General features: G+C 72.1%; 16 protein-coding genes. 4 read left to right on the forward strand and 12 right to left on the reverse strand.

The features are described from left to right. Positions 1-2 precede the first annotated feature (2 nt). Positions 3-1,292 (reverse strand): extracellular solute-binding protein, encoded by a 1,290-nt coding sequence (locus tag ACZ5CZ_RS27445; protein ID WP_385845114.1) that lies wholly within the window; start codon positions 1,290-1,292, stop codon positions 3-5. 1,646 nt (positions 1,293-2,938) lie between these two features. After that, positions 2,939-5,005, reverse strand: a complete 2,067-nt coding sequence (locus tag ACZ5CZ_RS27450; RefSeq protein ID WP_468946892.1) for a carbohydrate-binding module family 20 domain-containing protein — start codon at positions 5,003-5,005, stop codon at positions 2,939-2,941. 190 nt (positions 5,006-5,195) lie between these two features. On the opposite strand from ACZ5CZ_RS27450, the gene pulA reads away from it, so the two are divergent. Further along, entirely contained in the window at positions 5,196-10,595 is a 5,400-nt protein-coding gene (gene pulA / locus ACZ5CZ_RS27455) for a pullulanase-type alpha-1,6-glucosidase (protein ID WP_468946894.1), read from the forward strand. Between the two features lie 32 nt (positions 10,596-10,627). Further along, on the forward strand, positions 10,628-10,993 hold the full coding sequence (locus ACZ5CZ_RS27460) for a 5-carboxymethyl-2-hydroxymuconate Delta-isomerase (RefSeq protein ID WP_385845111.1): 366 nt from the start codon (positions 10,628-10,630) through the stop codon (positions 10,991-10,993). 12 nt (positions 10,994-11,005) lie between these two features. On the opposite strand, the gene ACZ5CZ_RS27465 is transcribed toward ACZ5CZ_RS27460, so the two are convergent. From ACZ5CZ_RS27465 to ACZ5CZ_RS27480, 4 genes are all read right to left on the reverse strand, one after another. Next, complete coding sequence (locus ACZ5CZ_RS27465; protein WP_385845110.1) at positions 11,006-11,722, reverse strand: TetR/AcrR family transcriptional regulator; 717 nt, start codon at positions 11,720-11,722, stop codon at positions 11,006-11,008. A 36-nt stretch (positions 11,723-11,758) separates the two neighbouring features. Then, complete coding sequence (locus ACZ5CZ_RS27470; protein ID WP_468946898.1) at positions 11,759-12,817, reverse strand: PDR/VanB family oxidoreductase; 1,059 nt, start codon at positions 12,815-12,817, stop codon at positions 11,759-11,761. Next, complete coding sequence (locus ACZ5CZ_RS27475; protein ID WP_385845108.1) at positions 12,817-13,695, reverse strand: metal-dependent hydrolase; 879 nt, start codon at positions 13,693-13,695, stop codon at positions 12,817-12,819. Before ACZ5CZ_RS27475 ends, ACZ5CZ_RS27470 begins: the two co-directional genes overlap by 1 nt. A 69-nt stretch (positions 13,696-13,764) precedes the next feature. After that, on the reverse strand, positions 13,765-15,684 hold the full coding sequence (locus tag ACZ5CZ_RS27480; RefSeq protein ID WP_468946900.1) for a hypothetical protein: 1,920 nt from the start codon (positions 15,682-15,684) through the stop codon (positions 13,765-13,767). A gap of 146 nt (positions 15,685-15,830) precedes the next feature. Here ACZ5CZ_RS27480 and ACZ5CZ_RS27485 point away from each other — a divergent pair, with 146 nt between their 5' ends. Then, positions 15,831-16,226 (forward strand): hypothetical protein, encoded by a 396-nt coding sequence (locus tag ACZ5CZ_RS27485; RefSeq protein WP_385845105.1) that lies wholly within the window; start codon positions 15,831-15,833, stop codon positions 16,224-16,226. Positions 16,227-16,316: 90 nt separating this feature from the next. Here ACZ5CZ_RS27485 and ACZ5CZ_RS27490 read toward each other — a convergent pair whose 3' ends face one another. From ACZ5CZ_RS27490 to ACZ5CZ_RS27515, 6 genes are all read right to left on the reverse strand, one after another. After that, on the reverse strand, positions 16,317-17,828 hold the full coding sequence (locus ACZ5CZ_RS27490) for a DUF1996 domain-containing protein (RefSeq protein WP_468946903.1): 1,512 nt from the start codon (positions 17,826-17,828) through the stop codon (positions 16,317-16,319). A gap of 100 nt (positions 17,829-17,928) precedes the next feature. Further along, positions 17,929-18,960: an SDR family oxidoreductase gene (locus tag ACZ5CZ_RS27495; RefSeq protein ID WP_468946905.1), complete on the reverse strand. Its 1,032-nt coding sequence runs from the start codon at positions 18,958-18,960 to the stop codon at positions 17,929-17,931. 67 nt (positions 18,961-19,027) lie between these two features. Next, the gene (locus ACZ5CZ_RS27500; protein ID WP_468946908.1) at positions 19,028-19,621 is read right to left on the reverse strand and encodes a winged helix-turn-helix domain-containing protein; all 594 of its coding nucleotides are present in this window, start codon (positions 19,619-19,621) and stop codon (positions 19,028-19,030) included. A 79-nt stretch (positions 19,622-19,700) separates the two neighbouring features. Further along, complete coding sequence (locus ACZ5CZ_RS27505) at positions 19,701-19,823, reverse strand: hypothetical protein (RefSeq protein WP_385845100.1); 123 nt, start codon at positions 19,821-19,823, stop codon at positions 19,701-19,703. Between the two features lie 146 nt (positions 19,824-19,969). Continuing rightward, positions 19,970-21,001 carry a glutamine synthetase gene (gene glnII, locus ACZ5CZ_RS27510; RefSeq protein WP_385845099.1) on the reverse strand — a complete coding sequence of 344 codons (1,032 nt, stop codon included), beginning with the start codon at positions 20,999-21,001 and terminating at the stop codon, positions 19,970-19,972. A gap of 139 nt (positions 21,002-21,140) precedes the next feature. Beyond that, positions 21,141-21,653, reverse strand: coding sequence for a MarR family winged helix-turn-helix transcriptional regulator (locus ACZ5CZ_RS27515; protein WP_468946913.1), 513 nt, complete (start codon positions 21,651-21,653; stop codon positions 21,141-21,143). Positions 21,654-21,719: 66 nt separating this feature from the next. Between ACZ5CZ_RS27515 and ACZ5CZ_RS27520 the strand changes: the two genes are divergently transcribed. Next, positions 21,720-22,592, forward strand: a complete 873-nt coding sequence (locus tag ACZ5CZ_RS27520) for an alpha/beta fold hydrolase (protein WP_468946916.1) — start codon at positions 21,720-21,722, stop codon at positions 22,590-22,592.

Genomic DNA, 22,592 nt, shown 5'->3' on the forward strand with positions numbered 1-22,592 from the left:
GGTCAGCCGATGGAGTAGCCGGGCAGCAGTTGCTGGAACTGCTTGGCGGTGGCGTCCAGGCCGGACTTGACCGACTCGTCGCCCTGGAGGATCTTCACGTAGTTCTGGGCGAGCGGCGTGAAGAGCGAACCGACCTGCGGCAGCGCGACGCGCGGGCGGGCGGTCTTCTCCAGGATCGGCTTGAACCCGGCGATCTTGGCGTTGGCGGTGACATCGGAGGTGTACGCGGACTTGCGGGTCGGCAGCGTGCCGGTGCCCTTGGCGATCGCGATCTGGCTCTCGGTGGACGTCATGAACTGGGTGAACAGGTAGCTGGCGTCCAGGTTCGACGAGCCCTGGTAGACGGCCAGGTCGTGGCCGCCGGTCGGGGCCTGGGCGGTGCCGCCGGCGCCGGCCGGGACGGGGGCGAAGCCGAGGTTGTCCTCCTTGCCCTTGAACGCCGAGCCGGTCACGTCGTCGCTCACCGACCACGGGCCCTGGACCAGCATGGCGACCTTGCCGTTCTTGAAGGCCGTCTGCATGTTCTGGTACGCGTTGGCGAAGTCGACCTTCATCGAGGCCTCGTCGTAGATCTTCTTCGCGGTCGTCAGGGCCGTGACGGCCTTGTCGTCGCTGATGGTGATCTTCTTGGCGGAGGTGTCGGCCATGTCGGCGCCGTTGCTGTAGAGCAGCGGGAGCAGGAAGTAGGAGTCCGGGTTGACGTAGGTGCCGTAGGCCCCGGTCTTCTTCTTGATGGTCTTGGCGTCGGCGATGAACTCGTCCCACGTGGCCGGCGGCTTGGCGATGCCGGCCTTCTTCAGCAGGTCCTTGTTGTACAGCAGGCCCAGGGTGTCGGTGACCGACGGCACGCCGTAGGTCTTGCCGTTGTACTTGGCGGTGTTCATCGGGCCCGTGTTGAAGTCCGAGGTGTCCTTCAGCGCGGCCGTGCCGTCGAGCGGGGCGATGTAGCCGAGCGAGGCGTACTCCGCCATCAGGCCGACGTCGGTGCGGACGACGTCCGGGGCGCCCTTGCCGCTCTTCGCGGCCGACTTGAACTTCTGCTCGACATCGGTGAACGGGATGCTCTGGTAGTTCACCTTGATCTTCGGGTACGTGGCCTCGAACTTCTTGATCAGGGCCTTGTACGTCGGGGCTTCGGTCGCCGCGTCCGAGGTGTCCCAGTACGTGATCGTGCCGGAGACGTCCTTCGGGTCCTTCGGCTTGCCGGCCGCGCTGTCACCCGAGCCGCCACAGGCGGTGGCGGAGAGGGCGATCACGGTGACCGCGGCGGCGATCGATATGCCACGTCGCATATGAAGCTCCTAGAAGAAGGGAGGCCCGGATCGTCCCTTGGGAGACCGCGGGTGCCGTCTGTCCCAATCGACGGCCGCCGGGCGCGGGAGGAAAGTAGCAAGCCTGCAAGTCCTTGCGAAAGGCGTTGCAAGAAGATTTCTGCAAGATCTTGCAAGCGTGACGTTTCCGTTACCGCCAGGTTCCGTTCCCCCCGCCAGGGTGGCCATTTCCCACCGGCTCGTCCAGGGGCGGGCAGAGGGGAGTCGCCGCGCGGGAAGGCCCGGGTCGGAGTGGCCGGCGTGTCGCGGCTCCCGAGGCGGGGCCCGGCCGGGCGGCGGCTGTCGGTCGTAGCGCACGAGGTCGTGGAACACCGCCCCGATCCGCCGGCGCGGCTCCCCGGCGTCGTCCTGCCGGACGTCGGCCCCGTCCCACGGGACGCTGCCCCGGGTGGGGCCGTAGCACCTGCATAGCAGCCCGCAGCCCGCAGCCCGCAGCCCCCAAGCCCGCTGCCGGGCCGCAGCCACGGCCGCAGTGGCCGCAATCCCGGCCGGGCCGTCCTGTACAGCCGCAACCGCCGAGGTGAGCACCGCCAGATCCCTGGCCGAGGGGTCGCCCCGGGCCGCCGCTGCCGGGCCGTGGCCGTGGCCGCGGGGTTGGCCCCGGGGTGCCGGCGGGTTCTGCGGTGCGGTCGTCAGCAGATGGTGGTGGGCCGCGGCCGCGGGGGCGCTGCGATCCCGGCCGGGCCGCCCCGCACGGCCGCCACCGCCGAGGTGGGTGCCGCCAGGTCCCGACCGTGGGGTCGCCCCGGGCCGCCGCTGCCGGGCCGTGGCCGCGGGGTCGGCCCCGGGGTGCCGGCGGGTTCTGCGGTGCGGTCGTCGGCAGATGGTGGTGGGCCGCGGCCGCGGGGGCGCTGCGATCCCGGCAGGGTCGCCCTGTACGGCCGCCACCGCCGAGGTGGGCGCCGCCAGGTCCCGACCGTGGGGTCGTCCCGGGCCGCCGCGCGCACCGCCCGGTGCCATCGCGTCCGGCGGTGGTCCGGGTCCGGGCGCGCCGCAGCTCCGCTGCGAGGGTCGCGGCGCGCCGGGCGGGGCCAGGGCCGCCAGGCGCGGGTGGACTGGCCGCAGTGACGCCAAGGGGTCGCTGGTCGTCGCGGGCTGTGGAGGTCACCGCCGCGGTCACGATCTGCGGGGCGTGTCCCGACCGTACTGCTCGGCGATCCCGACGGAGCTGACCGGCCGCCGGGTGCGGCTCCGCTGCGAGGGCCGCAGCGCGCCGGACCGGTCACAGTGACTCCACGGGGCCGCTCACGGTCATCCCGGCATGCCGCGCTCATGATGTGCGCGCGGCGGTGCCGACCGGGCTGCTCGGCCGGCCGCAGCCGGGTCATCGAACCTGTTCACCCCGGGCGTAGGGCCGGCTTGCCGCCCAGCGGTCGGTCTGGGGGCGTCAGCACCGCGGTGGCCCCCGTTCCCCGCCGCCCCGGCCGCCCGCCCGAGGGTGCCCCGGGCCGCGGCCCGCACGGAGAGCAGCAGGCGGCCCGCGCTCCGGCCGCCCCGCCGAAGGGCCCGCCGGGGCGCCGCCAACCCGGCGCCGGGCTCCACCCGGCCGCATGCGACGGTGGCGGTGACCCCTCGTGGGAAGGGGCACCGCCACCGCGCCGTTCGGGTTACTGCCAGCTGTCGTGGGTGCTGTAGCCGGAGGCGGCGCCCGTCGTGTACGACCGGTTGCCGCCCGACTCCCAGGTCACGTTCCCGGAGCCGTCCTTCTTGATGTACTTGTACTGGAAGGTGGTGCTCTTGGGCACGATGACCGCCTTGCTCCACACCGGGTAGGACGCCGAGGACAGCGGGATGGCGTCGGCCGTGTTCCAGGAGCCGAGGGAGGGGACGGAGCCGACGACGTAGACGTTGGTGCCGTACGCGGTCGTCGCGTTCTCGGCGAAGGTGACATCCGTGGCGTCGGTGTTCGCCACGTTCCAGGAGTTGTTCAGGGTGAGCGCCGAGGTGGTCGTGGTGGCCGACCGGTTGGCGTTGGACTCCCAGGTCACGTTCCCGGAGCTGTCCTTCTTGAGGTACTTGTACTCGAACGACGCGTTCACCGGCACGTTCACCTCGCCCGACCAGACCGGATACCCGGCGGACGACAGCTTGACCGCCTTGGAGGTGTCCCAGCCGCCCAGCGCCGGGATGGAGCCGACCACGTAGACGTTGCTGCCGGAGGGCGTGGACGCGTACTCGTCGAAGGTCGCGCTGACCGTGTCACCGGAGCCGCCGCCCGCGTCGCCGCAGCCCACCGTGCAGGTGTAGGACGCGTTGTAGAAGGCGACCGCACCCTTGGCCGGGACGGTGAGGGAGGCGCTGCCGCCGGACACGGTCACCGTGGAGGCCCCGCCGTCGATCACGTTCTTGTAGGTGCCGTCGGCCATGCCCGTGGCGAAGGTGTACGTCGCCGCCGAGGTGCCGTTGTTCAGCGCGAAGAAGCCCTTGCCGCTGCGCCCGAAGCCGATCACGGACGAGGACTTGGTCTGCCAGTCCGAGACGGCGGCGGTGTCCACGGCGTTGTGCCAGGCCACCATGCCGACCACGGCGGTGTCGCGGTCGAGGCAGTACCAGCTGCCGGAGCAGTCGGTGTTGGTCACGAAGCCCGAGGAGTTCGGCGGCGCCTGGTCGCTCTGGGTCCACTCCCAGCTGGCGTAGACCGTGGGCGTGGACCACTTGTAGGCGAGCTGGAAGAGGTTGGCCAGCTTGTAGCTGTCGCCGTCCTTGTAGGACAGGTCCGTGCCGTTGCGCTCGGTGTCGTGGTTGGTGACGAAGGAGACCGAGTTGGCGGCCGGGAGGATGCCGCTGCTCTCGATCGAGGACAGGTCGGACACATTGCCCTGGAACGCGGACTTCAGCTTGCTCGCGTAGGTGAAGTCCAGGACGTCACCGGAGGCGTAGTAGTCCGAGGGCTGCGGGGTGGCGCCCGGGTAGACCTCCTGGAATATGTACGGCGTCGTCCCGGACGTCGTACGCGTGAGCTTGGACTCGATGGCGGCCAGGTCCGCCTCGGGGATGTGCTTGGCCGCGTCCACCCGGAAGCCGTCGACGCCCAGGGCGAGCTGGCTGTTGAGGTAGCCGGCGATGCCGCTGCGGACGTGGTCCGAGCCGGTCCTCAGGTCGGGCAGGCCGAGCAGCTCGCAGTTCTGGACCTGGGTCAGGTTGGAGTAGTCCTGGATGGTCAGGTCGGAGGTGGGGCAGTCGGTCGAGTCGTGGTAGTCGGTGCGGTCCCACTCGGGGGTGTCGTACTTGTTGCCGACCGTCGTGCCGTTGTATCCGGTGCCGGTCTGCGCGGAGGTGTGGTTGATCACCGCGTCCGTGTAGACCTTCACGCCCGCCTGGTGGCAGGCGCTGATCATCGAGGCGAACTTGGCCTGGGACCCGAAGCGGCTGTTCAGGTCGTAGGAGTAGGGCTGGTAGACGTCCCACCAGTAGTAGTTGGACTGCTTGAGCGACTCGGCGGGCGGGGCGACCTGGACCGCGCCGTAGCCCGCCGGGCCCAGCACGTTCTTGCACTCCGAGGCGATCGAGTCCCAGTTCCACTCCCACAGGTTGGCGATCACATCGCCCTTGGCGGCGGGATCCGCCTGTGCGGGCGTGACCTGAAGAGTGGTCACGCCCAGGAACGCGAGCGCCCCCGCCGCGACGGCGCTCGCCGTGCGGTGGAGGACACCCGGTGGCCGGTGTCTGGTCATGTGCGGCTCCGACAGTGGGGGTTCGGCTTTCAACAACTGGTGAGACTGGGGCCGTTGAGAAGGGCACGTCAAGGGCGGTGCTGAAATTTCTTGCTGTGTGTTTCAAGACTCTTGCTGTAAACCTTTCGTTGGCGATACGGTCCCGCGGGGTCGGACCCCCCTGAGCCGTGACGCGAGGAGTTACCCGCCCGTGATACCGAGATGGCCGGCGCCCCGCACGCGCCGTACCCCACGCCGGAGAGGGGCCGCGGCCGTTGCCGCCGCCTGTCTCGCAACCGCCCTGATCCAGCCACTGGCCGCGCACGCGGCGACCGCGCCCGAGCCGCCCTCGGACGCCGCGCTCGCCGCCCAGGCCACCCGGCACGACGACACCCGCGAGCAGTTCTACTTCGTCATGCCGGATCGTTTCGCCAACGGCGACACCGCCAACGACCGGGGCGGGCTGACCGGTTCCCGGCTCCAGACCGGCTACGACCCCACCGACAAGGGCTTCTACCAGGGCGGCGACCTCAAGGGCCTGACGAAGCGGCTCGACTACATCAAGGGCCTCGGCACCACCGCCATCTGGATGGCGCCGATCTTCAAGAACCGGCCGGTGCAGGGCACGGGCGCGAACGCCTCGGCCGGCTACCACGGCTACTGGATCACCGACTTCACCCGGGTCGACCCGCACTTCGGCACCAACCAGGACCTGAAGAACCTCATCTCCACGGCGCACGCCAAGGGCATGAAGGTCTTCTTCGACGTCATCACCAACCACACCGCCGACGTCGTCGACTACCGGCAGAAGGAGTACGGCTACCTCTCCAAGGGCGCCTTCCCCTATCTGACCGAGGACGGGCGGCCGTTCGACGACGCCGACTACGCGGACGGCGGCCGGAAGTTCCCCGCCGTCTCCAACGCCTCCTTCCCGTACACCCCGCAGGTCACCAGCAACGCCAAGGTCCCGGCCTGGCTCAACGACCCGACGATGTACCACAACCGGGGTGATTCCACCTACGCGGGCGAATCGACCACGTACGGCGACTTCTCCGGCCTGGACGACCTGTGGACCGAGCGGCCCGAGGTCGTGCACGGCATGGAGAAGATCTACGAGCGGTGGGTGAAGGACTTCGCCGTCGACGGCTTCCGGATCGACACCGTCAAACACGTCGACCTGCCGTTCTGGACCCAGTGGGCCACCGCCCTGGACCGGTACGCGGCCGCGCACGGGCGGAAGAACTTCTTCATGTTCGGCGAGGTCTACTCCGCCGACCCCGACGTCACCTCCCCGTACGTCACCCAGGGCCGCCTCGACGCCACCCTCGACTTCCCCTTCCAGGACGCCGCCCGCGGCTACGCCTCCCAGGGCGGCAGCGCGCAGAAGCTGGCGAGCGTCTTCGGCGCCGACTACAGGTACACGACCGACAAGGCCAACGCCTATGAGCAGGTCACCTTCCTCGGCAACCACGACATGGGCCGCATCGGGTACTTCCTGAAGCAGGACAACCCCGGCGCCACCGACGCCGAACTGCTGAAGAAGGACGAGTTCGCCAACGAGCTGATGTTCCTCAGCCGTGGCAACCCGGTCGTCTACTACGGCGACGAGCAGGGCTTCACCGGCTCCGGCGGCGACAAGGACGCCCGCCAGACCATGTTCGCCTCCAAGGTCGCCGACTACCTCGACGACGACGAGATCGGCACCGACCGCACCCACGCGAGCGACTCCTACGACACCGGCGCCCCGCTCTACCGCGACATCGCCGCCCTGTCCGAGCTGCGCAGGGCCAACCCCGCCCTGGCCGACGGGGTCCAGACCGAGCGCTACGCGGCCGACGGCCCCGGCATCTACGCCGTCACCCGCACGGACGCGGCCACCGGCCAGGAGTACATCGTCGCCTTCAACAACGCCGGTACGGCGCGGACGGCCACCTTCGCGACCGGCTCGGCCGGCATGGCGTACCGGGCGATCCACGGCGCCACCGGCTCCGTGACCTCCGACGGCGACCGCAAGGTCACCGTCACCGTCCCGGCCGAGTCCGCCGTCGTCTACAAGGCCTCCGGCACCCTCGACGCGCCCGCCGCCGCCCCCTCCGTCACCCTGACCGCCCCCGCCGCCGGCGCCACCGGCACCGTGGAGGTCACCGCCGGCGTGACCGGCGGACAGCTGGACCGGGTCGTGTTCGCCGCCCAGGTCGGCGACGCGAAGTGGCACGTGCTCGGCACCGCCGACCACGCGCCCTACAAGGTCACCCAGAACCTCGGCAAGGACGTCCCCGCCGGAACCGCCCTGCGCTACAAGGCCGTCGTCGTCGACTCGGCCGGGCACACCGCGAGCGCCCTGGCGAGCAGCACCAGCGGCACCCCGCCCGCGCCGCAGGTCCCCACCGCCTCCTCCCGCGACTACGCGATCGTCCACTACAAGCGCACCGACGGCGACTACGACAACTGGGGCCTGTACGCCTGGGGCGACCTCGCCGACGGCGAGGCGACCAGCTGGCCCGCCGGCCACCCCTTCATCGGCCGGGACGCCTGGGGCGCCTTCGCCTACGTCAAGCTCAAGCCGGGCGCCTCGAACGTCGGCTTCCTGGTCGTCGACAAGGACGGCAACAAGGACGTCTCCGCCGACCGGAGCATCGACGTCACCCGCACCGGCGAGGTCTGGGTCGAGCAGGGCAAGAGCGACGTACTGACGCAGAAGCCCGGCTACCCCGCCCAGGACACCACCAAGGCGGTCCTGCACTACCACCGCGCCGACGGCGACTACAGCGGCTGGGGCCTGCACGTCTGGACGGGCGCCGCGCACCCCACCGACTGGTCGAACCCGCTGAAGCCGGTCAAGACTGATGCGTATGGCGCGGTCTTCGAGGTGCCGCTCACCGAGGGTGCCACCAGTCTCAGCTACATCATCCACAAGGGCGACGACAAGGACCTGCCCACCGACCAGTCCCTGGACCTCAAGGCCGACGGCCACGAGGTGTGGCTGGTGAGCGGGCAGGAGGAGCACCTGCTGCCGCAGCCCGCCGGCAGCGCCGCCGCCCTCGACCCGACCACCGCCAAGGCGATCTGGATCGACCGGGACACGGTCGCCTGGAACGGCGTCGACGGCGCCGCCTCCAGCCAGCTGCTGTACTCGCCCGACGGCTCGATCGCCGTCAAGGACGGGACGCTGACCAGCGACGACGAGCACTGGATCCGGCTGACCAGGACCACGCTGACGGACGCCCAGAAGGCCAGGTTCCCGCACCTGAAGGACTACACCGCCTGGTCCGTCGACCCGCGCGACCGGGACCGGGTGCGTGCGGCCCTGAAGGGTCAGCTCGTCGCCTCCCAGCGGGCCGCGAACGGAGCCGTGCTGGCGGCCACCGGGGTGCAGATCGCCGGAGTCCTGGACGACCTCTACCCGGCCGCCACCAAGGCGCGGCTCGGCCCGGTCTTCCACCACGGCCGGCCCACCCTGTCGGTGTGGGCGCCGACCGCGCAGAGCGTCGCCCTGGAGCTGGACGGCTCGCTGCACGCCATGCACCGCGACGACACCACCGGCGTCTGGTCCGTCACCGGCCCGGCGTCCTGGAAGGGCCGGTCCTACCGGTACGTCGTGAAGGTGTGGGCGCCCAGCGTCCGCAAGCTGGTCACCAACAAGGTCACCGACCCCTACTCGGTCGCGCTCACCGCCGACTCCGAGCGCAGTGTCGTCGCCGACCTGGACGACCCGTCCCTCGCCCCGAGCGGCTGGTCCGCCCTGCGCAAGCCGAAGGCCGTACCGCTGAAGGACGCGCAGATCCAGGAGCTGCACATCCGGGACTTCTCGATCGGCGACCCCACCGCGAAGCACCCGGGCACCTACCTGGCCTTCACCGACAGGAACAGCGACGGCTCCAAGCACCTGCGCGCGCTGGCCGGGGCCGGGACCTCCTACGTCCATCTGCTGCCCGCGTTCGACTTCGCGACCGTCCCCGAGAAGAAGGCCGACCAGGCGAGCCCCGGCTGCGACCTCGCCTCCTACCCGGCCGACTCCGACCAGCAGCAGGCATGCGTGGCGAAGACCGCCGCCAAGGACGCCTACAACTGGGGCTACGACCCCTACCACTACACGGTCCCCGAGGGCTCCTACGCCACCGACCCGGACGGCACCGCCCGCACGGTCCAGTTCCGCAGGATGGTGCAGGCCCTCAACCAGGACGGCCTGCGGGTCGTCATGGACGTGGTCTACAACCACACGGCGGCCAGCGGCCAGGCGGACACCTCCGTCCTGGACAAGGTCGTGCCCGGCTACTACCAGCGGCTCCTCGCCGACGGCTCGGTGGCCGACAGCACCTGCTGCGCCAACACCGCGCCGGAGAACGCGATGATGGGCAAGCTGGTCGTGGACTCGATCGTCACCTGGGCCAGGGAGTACAAGGTCGACGGCTTCCGCTTCGACCTGATGGGCCACCACCCGAAGGCCAACATCCTCGCCGTCCGCAAGGCCCTCGACGCGCTCACCCCGGCCAAGGACGGCGTCGACGGCAAGAAGATCATCCTGTACGGCGAGGGCTGGAACTTCGGCGAGGTCGCCAACGACGCCCGCTTCGTGCAGGCCACGCAGAAGAACATGGCCGGCACCGGCATCGCCACCTTCTCCGACCGCGCCCGGGACGCCGTACGCGGCGGCAGCCCCTTCGACTCCGACCCCGGCGTCCAGGGCTTCGCCTCCGGCCTGTACACCGACCCCAACGGCTCGGCGGCGAACGGCACCCCGGCCGAGCAGAAGGCCCGGCTGCTGCACTACCAGGACCTGATCAAGGTCGGGCTCACCGGCAACCTCGCCAAGTACCGCTTCACGGACGACGACGGCAAGGAGGTCACCGGAGCGGAGATCGACTACAACGGCGCACCCGCCGGATACGCCGACGCACCGGGCGACGCCCTCGCCTATGTCGACGCCCATGACAACGAGTCGCTGTTCGACGCGCTGACCTACAAGCTGCCCGCCTCGACGAGCGCCGCCGACCGGGCCCGGATGCAGGTCCTGGCGATGGCCACGGCCGCCCTCTCGCAGGGCCCGGCCCTCTCCCAGGCCGGCACCGACCTGCTGCGCTCGAAGTCGCTGGACCGCAACTCCTTCGACAGCGGCGACTGGTTCAACGCCATCCACTGGAACTGCGCGGACGGCAACGGCTTCGGCCGGGGCCTGCCGATGGCGGCCGACAACCAGTCCAAGTGGGAGTACGCCAAGCCCCTGCTGAGCACGGTCAGGGTGGGCTGCCCGCAGATCACCGGCGCCTCCGCCGCCTACCGGGACCTGCTGCGGATCCGTACCACCGAGAAGGCGTTCTCGCTCGGCACGGCGGACGCGGTGCAGGGCCGGCTGTCCTTCCCGCTGTCCGGCCCGGACGAGACGCCCGGCGTGATCACCATGACCCTCGGTGACCTGGTCGTCGTCTTCAACGCCACCCCGCACCAGCAGGAGCAGAAGGTGACCGCCCTCGCCGGGACGGACTACCGGCTGCACCCGGTGCAGGCCGGCGGCGCCGACCCGGTGGTGAAGACCTCCTCCTACGCGGCCGGCTCGGGCACCTTCACCGTCCCGGCGCGGACCGTGGCGGTGTTCACCAGGGCGGCGAAGTAGGGTCGGGCCGTTGCCGTAGAACAGGAGTGGCCATGCCGCAGATCACCGTCGACTACTCGCACCCGGTGGAGGACGCCTTCGACGAGAGGGACTTCGCGCGGGCCCTGCACCAGGCGGTTGTCGAGATCGCGGCGGCCCGGCCGGAGGCGTGCATGACGCTCTTCCGGTCCAGTGACTCCATGGCGTTCGGATACGAGGACCCGGAGGCGCACGGACACGCCATCGTGAACGTGACCATCGGGCTCCTCGCCGGCCGCAGCGAGGAGACCAGGGCGCGGCTCACCGAGACCGTGCTGGAACTGGTCCGCGCCCATGTGGCGCCGGAGGAGGGGGTCGTCCTGCACGCCTCCGCCGAGGTGCGCGACCTCGATCCCTCCTACCGCAAGTACGACGGATAGCGGGACCGGCGCTCAGGGCGCCAGGGACAGCAGCCGGCCGACCAGCTCCGCGAAGGGGCCGTCGGCCGGCTCTTCCTTGACCATCGTGCGCAGGGTCTCGGCCATGTCGTCGTCGTAGGCCGCGCTCACCGCGGCCAGCGCGGCGAAGTCGTGCACCAGCTGGAGTTCCAGTTCGGCGCGCGGCACCCGCCGGCCGTCCAGCCAGAGCAGCGCCGTGGACTCGGCGAGCGAGATCCAGGAGCGGACGACCAGCTCCAGGCGCGGGGAGGCGTCGGTGACACCGAGGTGCGCCAGGATCTGCTCGTAGGCGGCCTGCCGTACGGAGTCGATGAGGGCGTTGGTCGTGGACACGTGGTCCTTGGTGCCGACGCCGTCCGCGGAGACGGCCGGGCCGCCGCGCATCAGTGCCGAGAAGCCCGGGCCGTGCTCGTCCACGAAGTCGAAGTAGCGGCGCATCACGCGCAGCAGCCGGGCGCCGAGCGGACCCTCGTGCGGCTCGGCGAAGCGCGCCGCGAGATCCTCCGCCGCACGCTTCAACGCCGCCTCGTACAGGCTGAGTTTGCCGGGGAAGTAGTGGTAGACCAGCGGCCGGGAGATGCCCGCGGCCGCGGCTATCTCGTCGATGGAGACCTCGTCCGGCGAGCGCCGGCTGAACAGCTCCAGTGCGACACCGATGAGCTGCTGCCGCCGCTCCTCGACGCCCATCCTGCGGCGAACCCCGGTACTCATGCGAACACCTTACCGACCGGTTCGGATCGGTGGTGTTCACATGTCCAGCACCAATCGATCACTTCGTGCACGCGATACACAGAGCAGCATCGAGTCACCACGCTCCGCGTCCGTGAGCAGCTCGTCCCGGTGGTCGATCTCCCCTTCCAGCACCCGCTGTTGGCAGGTCCCGCAGAAGCCCTGCCGGCAGGAGTAGGGGGTGTCCGGCAGCTCCCGGCGTACGGCGTCCAGCACGGTGGAGCCGGCCGGCACGGTCACCGTCCGCCCGCTGCGCCGCAGTTCGACCTCGAACTCCGTGTCGCCCTCGGTGGCCGTGCGCGGGGCGAACCGCTCCAGGTGCAGTGCGGCGCCCTCGGGCAGCCGCTCCGCCACCGCCGCCATCAGCCCCTCGGGGCCACAGCAGTACACCGCCGTGCCCTCCGGCACCCCGGCGAACAGGGCGTCCAGGTCCGGCCGTCCGTCCTCGTCCTCGGCGACCAGCGTCAGCCGCTCCCCGGCCAGCTCCCGCACCTCGGCCAGGAACGGCATCGACGCCCGGGTCCGCCCGCAGTACAGCAGCCGCCAGTGAGCGCCGTCCGGCAGCGCCCGCAGCATCGGCAGAATGGGGGTGATGCCGATCCCGCCCGCGACGAAGACATAGGAGTCCGCCGCGACCAGCGGGAAACGGTTCCGCGGCCCGCGCACCTCCAGCTCCATGCCCTCGGCCAGCTGCTCGTGCACCTCCCGCGAGCCGCCCCGCCCGTCCGCCACCAGCCGGGTGGCGACCGTGTAGCCCGAGGTGTCCCGGGGGTCCCCGCACAGCGAGTACTGCCGCACCCGTCCCGAGGGCAGCACCAGGTCCAGATGCGCGCCCGGCTCCCAGCGCGGCAGCGCCTCGCCCTCCAGCCGCAGCCGTACGACCCCGTCGGCGACCGTCTCGTGCGAGGTGAGCAGCAGCCGCAGCGCCCGGGAACGCGGCCGGCCGGATATCGGCGGGTCCAGCGCGGGCAGCGGCCACAGCGGCGAGTCCTGGATGCGCCGGCGCAGGGCGCGCCGGGTCAGCAGGGCGGCGCCCGTGAGGAGCGCGGCGGTGGCGAGGGCGCGGGGCTGCGGCATCACGCGGCCCTCTTCTGCGCCGCCGTGGCCGCGGGGGAGGAGGCCAGATAGGCGACCGCCTGCTCGGTGTCGCCCTCCTGCGAGGGGTGGTAGTCCCGGCTCAGATAGCGGGGGATGGACCGGAGCATGTCCCCGGTCGAGGGCAGCAGACCGCTCCTGCCCCGCAGGTAGAAGTCCTTGAAGGAGGCCTTGCCGTCGACCAGCGTCGGGTCGTTCTCCATGAAGAACCGCACCCCGCGCTGCCACAGGAACACCAGCGCCGTGAAGGCCGTGGCCCAGGTCCGGGCGCGCCGCCGGTAGCTGCCGTCCAGGTGCAGGAACAGCTCGAAGGCGACCGAGCGGTGCTCGACCTCCTCGGCGCCGTGCCAGCGCAGCAGGTCCAGCATGGTCGGGTCGGCGCCGCACCGGTCCAGCTGCTCGGCGTTGAGCACCCAGTTGCCGAGGAAGGCGGTGTAGTGCTCGATCGCCGCGATCAGCGCGACCCGCTCCAGCAGCCACCACCGGCGCGGCCTGCCCGGCGGCAGCGTCCGGTCGCCGAGCAGCTTCTCGAAGAACCAGTCGACCTGCGCGGTGTACGGCGTCGGGTCGAGCCCCTGCTCGCGCAGGTGCGGCAGCACCTCGTCATGGGCCTGGGAGTGCATGGCCTCCTGGCCGATGAACCCGATGACGTCCTCGCGCAGCCGCTCGTCGCGGATGTACGGCAGCACCTGCTTGTACACGTGCACGAACCACCGCTCACCGGCCGGCAGCAGCAGGTGCAGCACATTGATGGTGTGGGTGGTGAACGGATCCCCCGGCACCCAGTGCAACGGGGTGCCGTCCCAGGAGAAGGACACCTTGCGTGCCGTGAGCGGCACCCGGGCCTGCGTGTTAGACATGGCGTCAATGTACTGACGGGTAGGTCCCCTGGGAACCCCCGCGACCGAGCTTGTTGACGCCAGTGTCAACTAGTGCAGTCCGGTGACCGTCCGCCCGTCCGCCAGGGTGCCCTTCAGCTCGGCCTGCGCCCCCTGCGTGGCCCGCGCCGCCAGCAGCGCGCCCGGGCCGGAGGCGGTGACCCCGCCCGTGGCCCGGATCGACGCCGTCCGCGGGTCACCCGCCGCCAGCAGGTACCAGTGCCCGCCGCCGGACTTCCACAGCACCCCGGCCAGCACATGCGGATCCCGCGGCCCGCAGGCCGGCACGTCCACGCCCTTGGCGACGGCCGCGCCGACCGGCCCGTTCGGGGTGCGGAACTGGGCCAGCGCCACCGTGCCGTCACCGCGCCAGGTGTCGGCACGGGTGCACACCCAGTCACCCGCCCCGCTGCCGTCGGGCAGCGGCTGCTCGGCGTACGGCCACGCGTTGACGGTGCGCACCCCGGCCGCCCGCTCGGCCGCCAGCGAGCAGGCGAACGGCGCCCACGCGCGCAGCCCCGCCGCTCCGGACGCCTCGCCGGGCGCACCGGGCCGCCCGGCCGTCAGATGGGCCGGGACCAGCTCGCCGAGGTCGGTGGCGAGCCGGGTCCCGGAGGCGTCGGTCAGCTGGAGCACGGTCCACGAGGTGCAGGCGCCGGGCTGCAACGCCGGGCTGGCCAGCGGTGCGGTGACCCCGTCCGTCACGGTCAGCGGGGTCGCCGCCGAGGCCGGCTTCATCAGGTCCCGCGCCGCCGCCCTGCGCACCCAGGGGGCGGTCAGATAGCGGACGTTGCCGTCGGCGCGGCCCAGCACCAGCGCGCTCGCCTCGGCGCCGGTCGCGCCGTCGACCCGGGCGAAGTCCAGGGCCGCGCCCGCGGTGCCGTCCTTCGGCTCGGCGTAGCGGGCGATGCGCAGACCGTCGTAGAGGATCACCACCCGGGCGGTGTCCACCTCGCCCGCGTACAGCAGCTGGGGCGGGCCCGCCGGGCCGCCGGTCTGGGTGCCGGGGGTCGCCGAGACCCGGACGGTCTGCCCGGGGCGGGCCCAGACGGCGAGCGCCCGGCGCAGCAGCGCGGTGTCCCCGGTGAGCGGGCCGCGCGCGGGCCACACCGAGAAGTCGGTGCGCGCCGAGGTCTTCCAGGCGGTGGGGGAGATCCGCACCAGCCTGCCCGGATCGAGGGCGGCCTCGGCGGACGGGTTCTCGGCGTAGGCGGGCGCGGCGGCGCCGTCCGGGCCCCAGCCGTCGCCCGGCAGCGCGACCAGCGCCCCGCACACCGCGAGCGCGGCGGCCGCGGCGAGCGCGGCCCTGGTGTGCTGACGGCGGCGCACCAGATCGGTGGGCCGGGCCTGGAGCGAACAGGGGTCGAACTCGGGGGAGTCGAGCAGCGGGCCCGGCGCGGGGATGTCGTCCGCGGTGGCCAGCGCGCCGCCCGGGTCGTCCACCCCGGCGGCCGTGAGCACCTTGCGCACCTCGGCGTCGGACAGCCGGTCCAGGCCGCGCAGCACACAGGCGGCCCGGGCCGGCCCGGACAGCGCGGACAGCCGCTGGTCCAGGGCGAGTTCGTCGGCGCCGCCGGAGCGCGGGAAGAGCCTGAGGCCCCACACCTGCGGCAGCAGCGGCGGCAGCTGGGACAGTTTGGGCAGACCCGCGCGGGGCCGGGCCGCCTCCAGCGCCGAACGCAGCACCCGCTCACGGAGGAAGGCGTACCCGGGGTCGGCGTCCCGGCGGCCGGCCTGGGCCGGGATCGTCGACCGCCGGCCGCGGCCCCGGGGCAGGGCCCGCTGGACCAGTGCGTGCGCGGTGAGCACCCGGCGGCTGCGGCCGAGACCGGGGGGCAGTACCAGGTAGGCGATGCGGACCAGCCGTGGGTAGTGCTCGACGAGCGCGGCCTCGGCCTGCTCGACGTCGACCGGGCCGGCTGCTCCGGAGGAGGCGGGTGCGTGGCGCTGGGCTACATCCTGTGACTGCACGTCCGGGAAAACGAGCGACGCGTTGATCGGTCACCGCCGGCCGGGTGGCCCGCCCCGGCGCGGCCCCGGATTTGAGCGCTCCGCGGCCGGGAGCCGTATCCGAAGGAGCTGACGCATGCTGTGGGCCACACGATCCGGAGGAACAGATGAGGCTGACCCGACCGATGCTCGCCGCCGCCGCGGTCCTCGCGCTGGGCGGCTGCGGCGCCGGCGGCACGACCGCGAAGGTGCCGCCGACCGCGACCGGCAGCCTGGAGAAGCTGGCCGCCGCGGTGCGCTGCACGCCGGACATGCAGACGGACGCCGACGAGATCCGCCAGGCCATCTGCGCCAACAAGGACGGCAAGTTCATCCTCGCGACCTTCGCCACCGACCGCGGCCAGCGCGAGTGGATCAACGACGCGAAGGACTACGGCGGTTACTACCTCGTCGGCCGCAAGTGGGTCGCCGTCGGCGACGACGGCACGGTCCGTGCGCTGCGGGGCACGCTCGGCGGTGATGTCGAGATGGGCACCGACCACCGCCATATGCACGGCGGCTGAGCGCGGCCCCGGGCACGCGGGAGGCCGGTGACGGGAGGGGGGCTTCCGTCACCGGCCTCGTTCACGGCCCGTCCGCGGGGTGGGGCGGGGTCAGGCGCAGTTCGCGCCGCTGTTGATGCAGTTCGCGATCCGGTTGGCCAGACCGCCGGTCGTGATGCTGATGAAGTCGTCGTGGTCCGTGGCCGGCTTGTGCAGCTGCTCCGGGAAGCCGTCCACCGCGTAGGCGTTCTTCACCTGGCCGTTCTGCACGGTCGGCGGGGTGATGTTGTAGACCAGCCGCATGGTCAGCTGCGGGATGGCCTTGAAGCCGTTCGGGCAGACCCCGCTCGCCGGGTCCGGGAAGGCCACGTGCGTACGGTGGTTGGCGCTGTCGATGTTCTGCCCGTCCCAGCAGCTCTGGAAGGCGAAGGTCCGCACCACCTTGCTGCCCTGCGGGCAGATCGGGTACTGCTGCGTCAGCTGGACCTTGTTCTCGAAGCCGGTGCAGCTCCAGTGCGCGTTGGCGTTCGCCAGGCCGTTGGTGGTGGTCTTGGCGTCACCGGTGATGATCCGCAGGAACTGCGGCATCGGCACCACCTTGCTCGCCGGGCTGCCCACGTACTTGATCTGCGCGGCCACCGGGGTCAGGATCCGGCCGGCGTTGCCCTCCTTGCCACCGCCGAGGGCGTTCTGGTCGAAGTCCTGGGTGCCGTCCTGGACCCGGACCACCGGCCAGTAGTACGCCGACAGGTCGTTCTTGTTCTGGCAGCTGGTGCCGCCCTGGAGGAACGTCTGGTTGCTGGCGAAGGCGTTGATCTTCTGGTTGCCGACGTAGTCGTGCAGGTGGTGCGCGCCGTTGGTCACTCCGGGCGCCACGATGACGTTGTCGGTGTTGTGGTTCTTGTTGGCGTTCACCCCGCAGCGGGTGACGAACGTGCCCGTCGAGGCGTTGCCGGTCTGGCGCGGCTTGCCCTGGACGTTCGGGGCGACCTTGGTGATGTCCACGAAGTCCGCCGCGACGGGGCCGTTGCCGGCCTGGCCGCCGATGTTCTGCCCGGCACCGCCCTGCTGGCCGGCGCCGCCCTGCTGCTGACCGCCGGTGTTGTTCTGCTGGCCACCGTTGTTCCCCCCAGCGGTGGTCTGGTTGGCGGACTGCGTCGTGCAGGAGGCGAGCTGGGCGAGCGAGTTGTCGAAGCTGCCGCCGGCGCGCTGGACGTCGATGCGGATCCGGTTGATCGTCGCCGACCGCTTTTCCTTGAGCGGGCCGACGATCGCGTTCTGCACGAAGCTGGGGTCCTTCGACTGCGCGTCCCGGGTGGAGGCGAGCCGGGTGTAGGCCTCGGTGATCTGCTTGTCGAGGTTCGACAGCTCCTGTGCGACACCCCAGCGGGCGGCGTTCGGCACGTTCGTCAGCTTCTGGCCGACGTCGGGGCAGGAGATGGTGGCGACCTGCGCCGTTGCGGCCTTCGTCTGGTTGCCTCCCCACATCTGATTGTCCGACTCGTGCGCCGAGGCGTAGAAGTTCGCCCAGAGCAGCCCGCCCCCACCGAGCGCTAGGGCCGCCGCTGCGGCTAGCGCCTTGGTGGCCGGTGGCGTACGGCGTTTGCGTGTGTTGCGTCCCATGGAACTCCTCTGACTTCCTTGCGGGGCGGCAGCGAGGCGCCCGACAGGAGTGAAGCGGCGCCCTTCCATACGGGCGCCGCCCCAAAGGTGTTCACCGGTCTCACAAATTCCCTTCGGAAACAGCGAGTTGGCTCGCCAGGGCCAGCACCCCGGCCTCCACGTCCGGATCCAGCCCGACGGCGGGCCGGTCCGGGCGGCGGGGCGCCTCGCCGCCGATCCCGGTCAGCCAGCGCCAGGTGTCCGCGACGGTCTCCGTCACCGGCCGGCACACCAGCCCGGTCTCCAGCGCCCGGGAGACGTCCGCTCCGTGGGCGCCGGCCCACTCCTCGCCGGGCGGCACCCAGACCGGCAGCTGGGTCCACGGTTCTATGCCGGCGGCCAGGATCGTCTCCGGGTCGGTCCAGCGCAGCTCGGCGCCCGCGCCGGTCACCTCGGCGCAGGCCCGCAGCAGTTCGCCCATGGTGGTGTGGCCGGGCGGGCTCACCAGGTTGTACGGCCCGCTCGCCCCCCGCTCCACCGCGCCGAGCAGCCACTGGGCGAGGTCGCGCACATCGACGTACTGGAGCGGCAGCCCGGCCGGTCCCGGCGCCAGGACCGGGCCGCCGCGGGCCGTCCGGGACAGCCACCAGGGCAGCCGGCCGACGTTCTCGTACGGGCCGAGGATCAGCCCGGCCCGCACCAGCACCGAGCGTGCGGCGCCGAACTCCGCCACGGCGGCCAGTTCACCGCCCCGCTTGTCCCGGGCGTAGTCGGACGTCCCGGCGTCGGCGGACGCCCCCTCGACCAGCGCGGCGGCGTCCTCGGCGGCCCCGGGCGGCCAGGGCCAGGCGTACACCGAGCGGCTGGAGACGTACACATACCGTCCGGCCCGCTCCCGCAAGGCTCGTGCCGACCCCCGTACGGCACGAGGCTCACCGGACCAGGTGTCGACGACCGCGTCCCAGCTGCCCGGGTGCGCGGCGAGGGCGGCCAGGCCGTCCGGGGAGGCGCGGTCACCGGTCAGCGACCGCACCCCGGCGGGGGGCTCGCGGCGCCCCCGGTTGAAGACGGTCACCTCCCAGCCGCGGTCGAGCGCGGCCTCCACGACGGCCCGGCCCACGAACTCCGTACCGCCCAGCACCAGAAGTCTCATACCGGGGAGCCTGCCCGCCCGGGGGCGGGGCGGGAAGAGCGCTCTGCCGTCGGCAGAACGACGGGGTTCAGCGCCCGGCCGGCGGGGTGTACTTGTAGCCGACCCGGCGCACCGTCTGGATCGCCCGGCGGTGCTCGGCGCCCAGCTTGCGGCGCAGCCGGGCGACGTGCACGTCGACGGTACGGCCGTCGCCGACATGGCCGTACCCCCACACCGTGGAGACCAGCTGGTCGCGGGTGTGCACCCGGTGCGGGTTGGCCACCAGGTGGGCGAGCAGCTCGAACTCCAGGTAGGTGAGGTCCAGTGTGCGGCCGTCGACGCCGGCGGTGCGCCGGGTGAGGTCGATGCGGACCAGGGGATCGGGCGGGCCGGCCGCGGCGTCGTCGGCCGGGTCCGGCACGGCGACCGGGTCCGGTACGGCGACGGGGGTGAACGGCGGGTGCTGGTCGGCGGGGACCAGCACCAGGTAGCCGACCATCGGCGGCCGGCCGGGCAGCGCGGGCAGGGTGTGCTGCGGGGCGGGCAGCCAGGTGGCGCCGGGCGGCAGCAGCTCCGCGATGTCGAAGGCCTCGTCCGGGGCGACGGCGCGCAGCCGGTGCCGGGCGCCGACGGGGGAGGGGGCGACGGGGGAAGGGGAGGGCAGGGAACGGGTGATCGCCATGAGAGGTCAGCTCTTTCGCGCGAGGAGTGCGTCGGGGACGTACGTCGTTTCGCGCCGACCGGGGCCGGGAGTTACGGCTTCAGCGGGTCCGCGCGGTGGTCGCGCGACAACACATCCGGTCGAAGTCGTGGTGCTGACGGGACGGCCAGAAGGGCTCGAGGTCGTGACGACCCGTCGCGAGGTTCTTCTGGAAGCCGGCCATGCGCCTATTGAAGCAGACCCGGTCCGCTCCGACGACCCTGGTGTCACCGGCAACTCGCGGACGGGGGAGCGGGGCAGGGCGGGCGCCGGGCATGCGGCAGGGGCGCCCGCCGTCACGGCGGGCGCCCCTGCGGACGAGCGGGAGGATCAGACCTGGCCGGCCTTCTCCAGGGCGGAGCAGCAGGTGTCCACCAGCAGGCGGGTCACCACGTACGGGTCGACGTTGGCGTTCGGACGGCGGTCCTCGATGTAGCCCTTGCCGTCCTTCTCGACCTGCCACGGGATGCGGACCGAGGCACCGCGGTTCGAGACGCCGTAGGAGTACTCGTTCCACGGGGCGGTCTCGTGCAGACCGGTCAGCCGGTCGTCGATGCCGGCGCCGTAGTTCTTGACGTGGTCGAGCGGCTTGGAGCCCTCGCCGAGCGACTCGCACGCGGTGATGATCGCGTCGTAGCCCTCGCGCATCGCCTTGGTGGAGAAGTTGGTGTGCGCGCCGGCGCCGTTCCAGTCGCCCTTGACCGGCTTGGGGTCGAGGGTGGCGGAGACGCCGAAGTCCTCGGCGGTGCGGTAGAGCAGCCAGCGGGCCACCCACAGCTGGTCGGAGACCTCCAGCGGGGCCAGCGGGCCGACCTGGAACTCCCACTGGCCGGGCATGACCTCGGCGTTGATGCCGGAGATGCCCAGGCCCGCCTTCAGGCAGTTGTCCAGGTGGGCCTCGACGATCTCACGGCCGAAGATCTCGTCGGCGCCGACACCGCAGTAGTAGCCGCCCTGGGGGGCCGGGAAGCCGCCCTCGGGGAAGCCCAGCGGGCGGGCGCCGTCGAAGAAGGTGTACTCCTGCTCGATGCCGAAGATCGGCTCCTGCGCGGCGAACCGCTCCGCGACCTCGGCCAGCGCGGCCCGGGTGTTGGAGGAGTGCGGGGTCATGTCGATGTCGAGGACCTCGCACAGCACCAGGATGTCGTCGCCGCCGCGGATCGGGTCCGGGCAGGTGAAGACCGGCTTGAGGACGCGGTCCGAGGAGTGGCCCTCGGCCTGGTTGGTGGAGGAGCCGTCGAAGCCCCAGATCGGCAGCGCGTCGAGACCGGCCGGGGAACCCGTGATGATCTTCGTCTTGGAACGGAGCTTGGCCGTCGGCTCGGTGCCGTCGATCCAGATGTACTCAGCCTTGAAGGTCACGGGGCCACATCCTTCGGGGGTGGGTCGGGCGCACCGGCGGGCGGGTGCTGCGGCGCTGCGGCACTGGGGCGCCGCTCGATCTGCCGCGCAGCTTGTCAACAGGCGGTTTCCCGGTCATTGCTCGAATGTGAACCCCGTGTTACCTGGTGGTTCTGTGCCGCGGGTCACCTTGTGAGGTGCCGGCGGGCGGGGTATGGGACGCGTCCGCCGCGGCCCGCCGCACCCCGTCGAGAAACCCGTGGATCGCGGCCCGCTCGCGCTCGTCGTAGCCGCGCAGCAGCTCCAGGCAGCGCTCGATCAGCGGGCCGAAGAAGGACCAGCCGAGCGCGACGGCGCGTTCCTCCACCTCGATCACCACCCGCCTCCGGTCCTGCGTCCCGCGCACCCGGCGTACGTGTCCCGCCCGCTCCAGCCGGTCCACGAGGGCGGTGGTGCCCGCCGAATTCAGGCCGAGCGCGGCGCCGAGCCGTCCGGCGGTCAGCTCCTCGCCGGCCCGCCGCGCGTCCATGAGCGCGATCAGGGCGCGTACGTCCGTGGGGTGCATGCCGTGCTCCTGCGCGAACCGGCCGCTGTGCAGCCCCAGCTCGACGGCGACCGCCCGCAGCAGATGGACGGTCTCCAGCTCGGGTCCGGGTACCGGGTCCGTCTCCACAGGGCCTCCCCGCTACTATCTCGCTCGGCGAATATCTTGCTGAGCGAGATAATAGGGGGTTCTCCGATGGTTTCCACGGCCGGGTACGACGGCGACGCCTTCCGGGTTGCGTACGACAGGGTGCTGGCGAAATGGCCGGCGGACCGGGAGTCCCTGTTCGTCTCCACCCCCTTCGGGGACACCCATGTCAACGCCTGCGGCCCGCGCGACGCGCCCCCGCTGCTGCTCCTGCCCGGCGGCGACGGGGCGACCGCCGCTTCCTGGTACGCCCAGGCCGCCGAGCTGTCCCGGATCCGGCGGGTGTACGCCGCCGACCTGATCGGCCGCCCCGGCCTCGGCACCCCGGCCGACGCCCGCCCGCTGCGCACCGCCGACGATCTGGCGGCCTGGCTGGACGCCCTGCTCGACGGCCTCGGCGCCGGCGCCGCCGACGTGGGCGGACACTCGTACGGCGGCTGGATCGCCCTGCACCACGCGCTGCGCTCCCGCGCCCGGGTACGCCGGCTGTTCCTCCTGGACCCGACCCAGTGCTTCGCCGGGTACCGGAAGTCCTACCTGCTGCGCGCGCTGCCGATGCTGCTCGGGCCCACACCCGGCCGGGTCCGCGCCTTCCTGGAGTGGGAGACCGGGCGGAGGGACCTGGACCCCGACTGGCTGCGGCTCCAGGAGGCCGCCGCCGGCTTCCCCGCCGAGCGGCCGGTGACCGGCCCGCGCCCGGCGCCGGACGCGCTGCGCGCGCTGGACCTGCCGGTCCTGCTGCTCGTGGCCGCGAACAGCAGGACCCATGCGGCGGGTGAGGTGGCCGGCCGGGCGCGCGCACTGCTGCCGCGCGTGCGGACGGCGATCCTGCCGGGGGTCTCCCATCACGCGCTGCCCCAGTCCGCGGGGCCCGACGACGACGTGGCCGGCCGCCTCACCGCGTTCCTGTCCGGATCCTGA

The organism is Streptomyces sp. NPDC031418 (assembly GCF_055581605.1).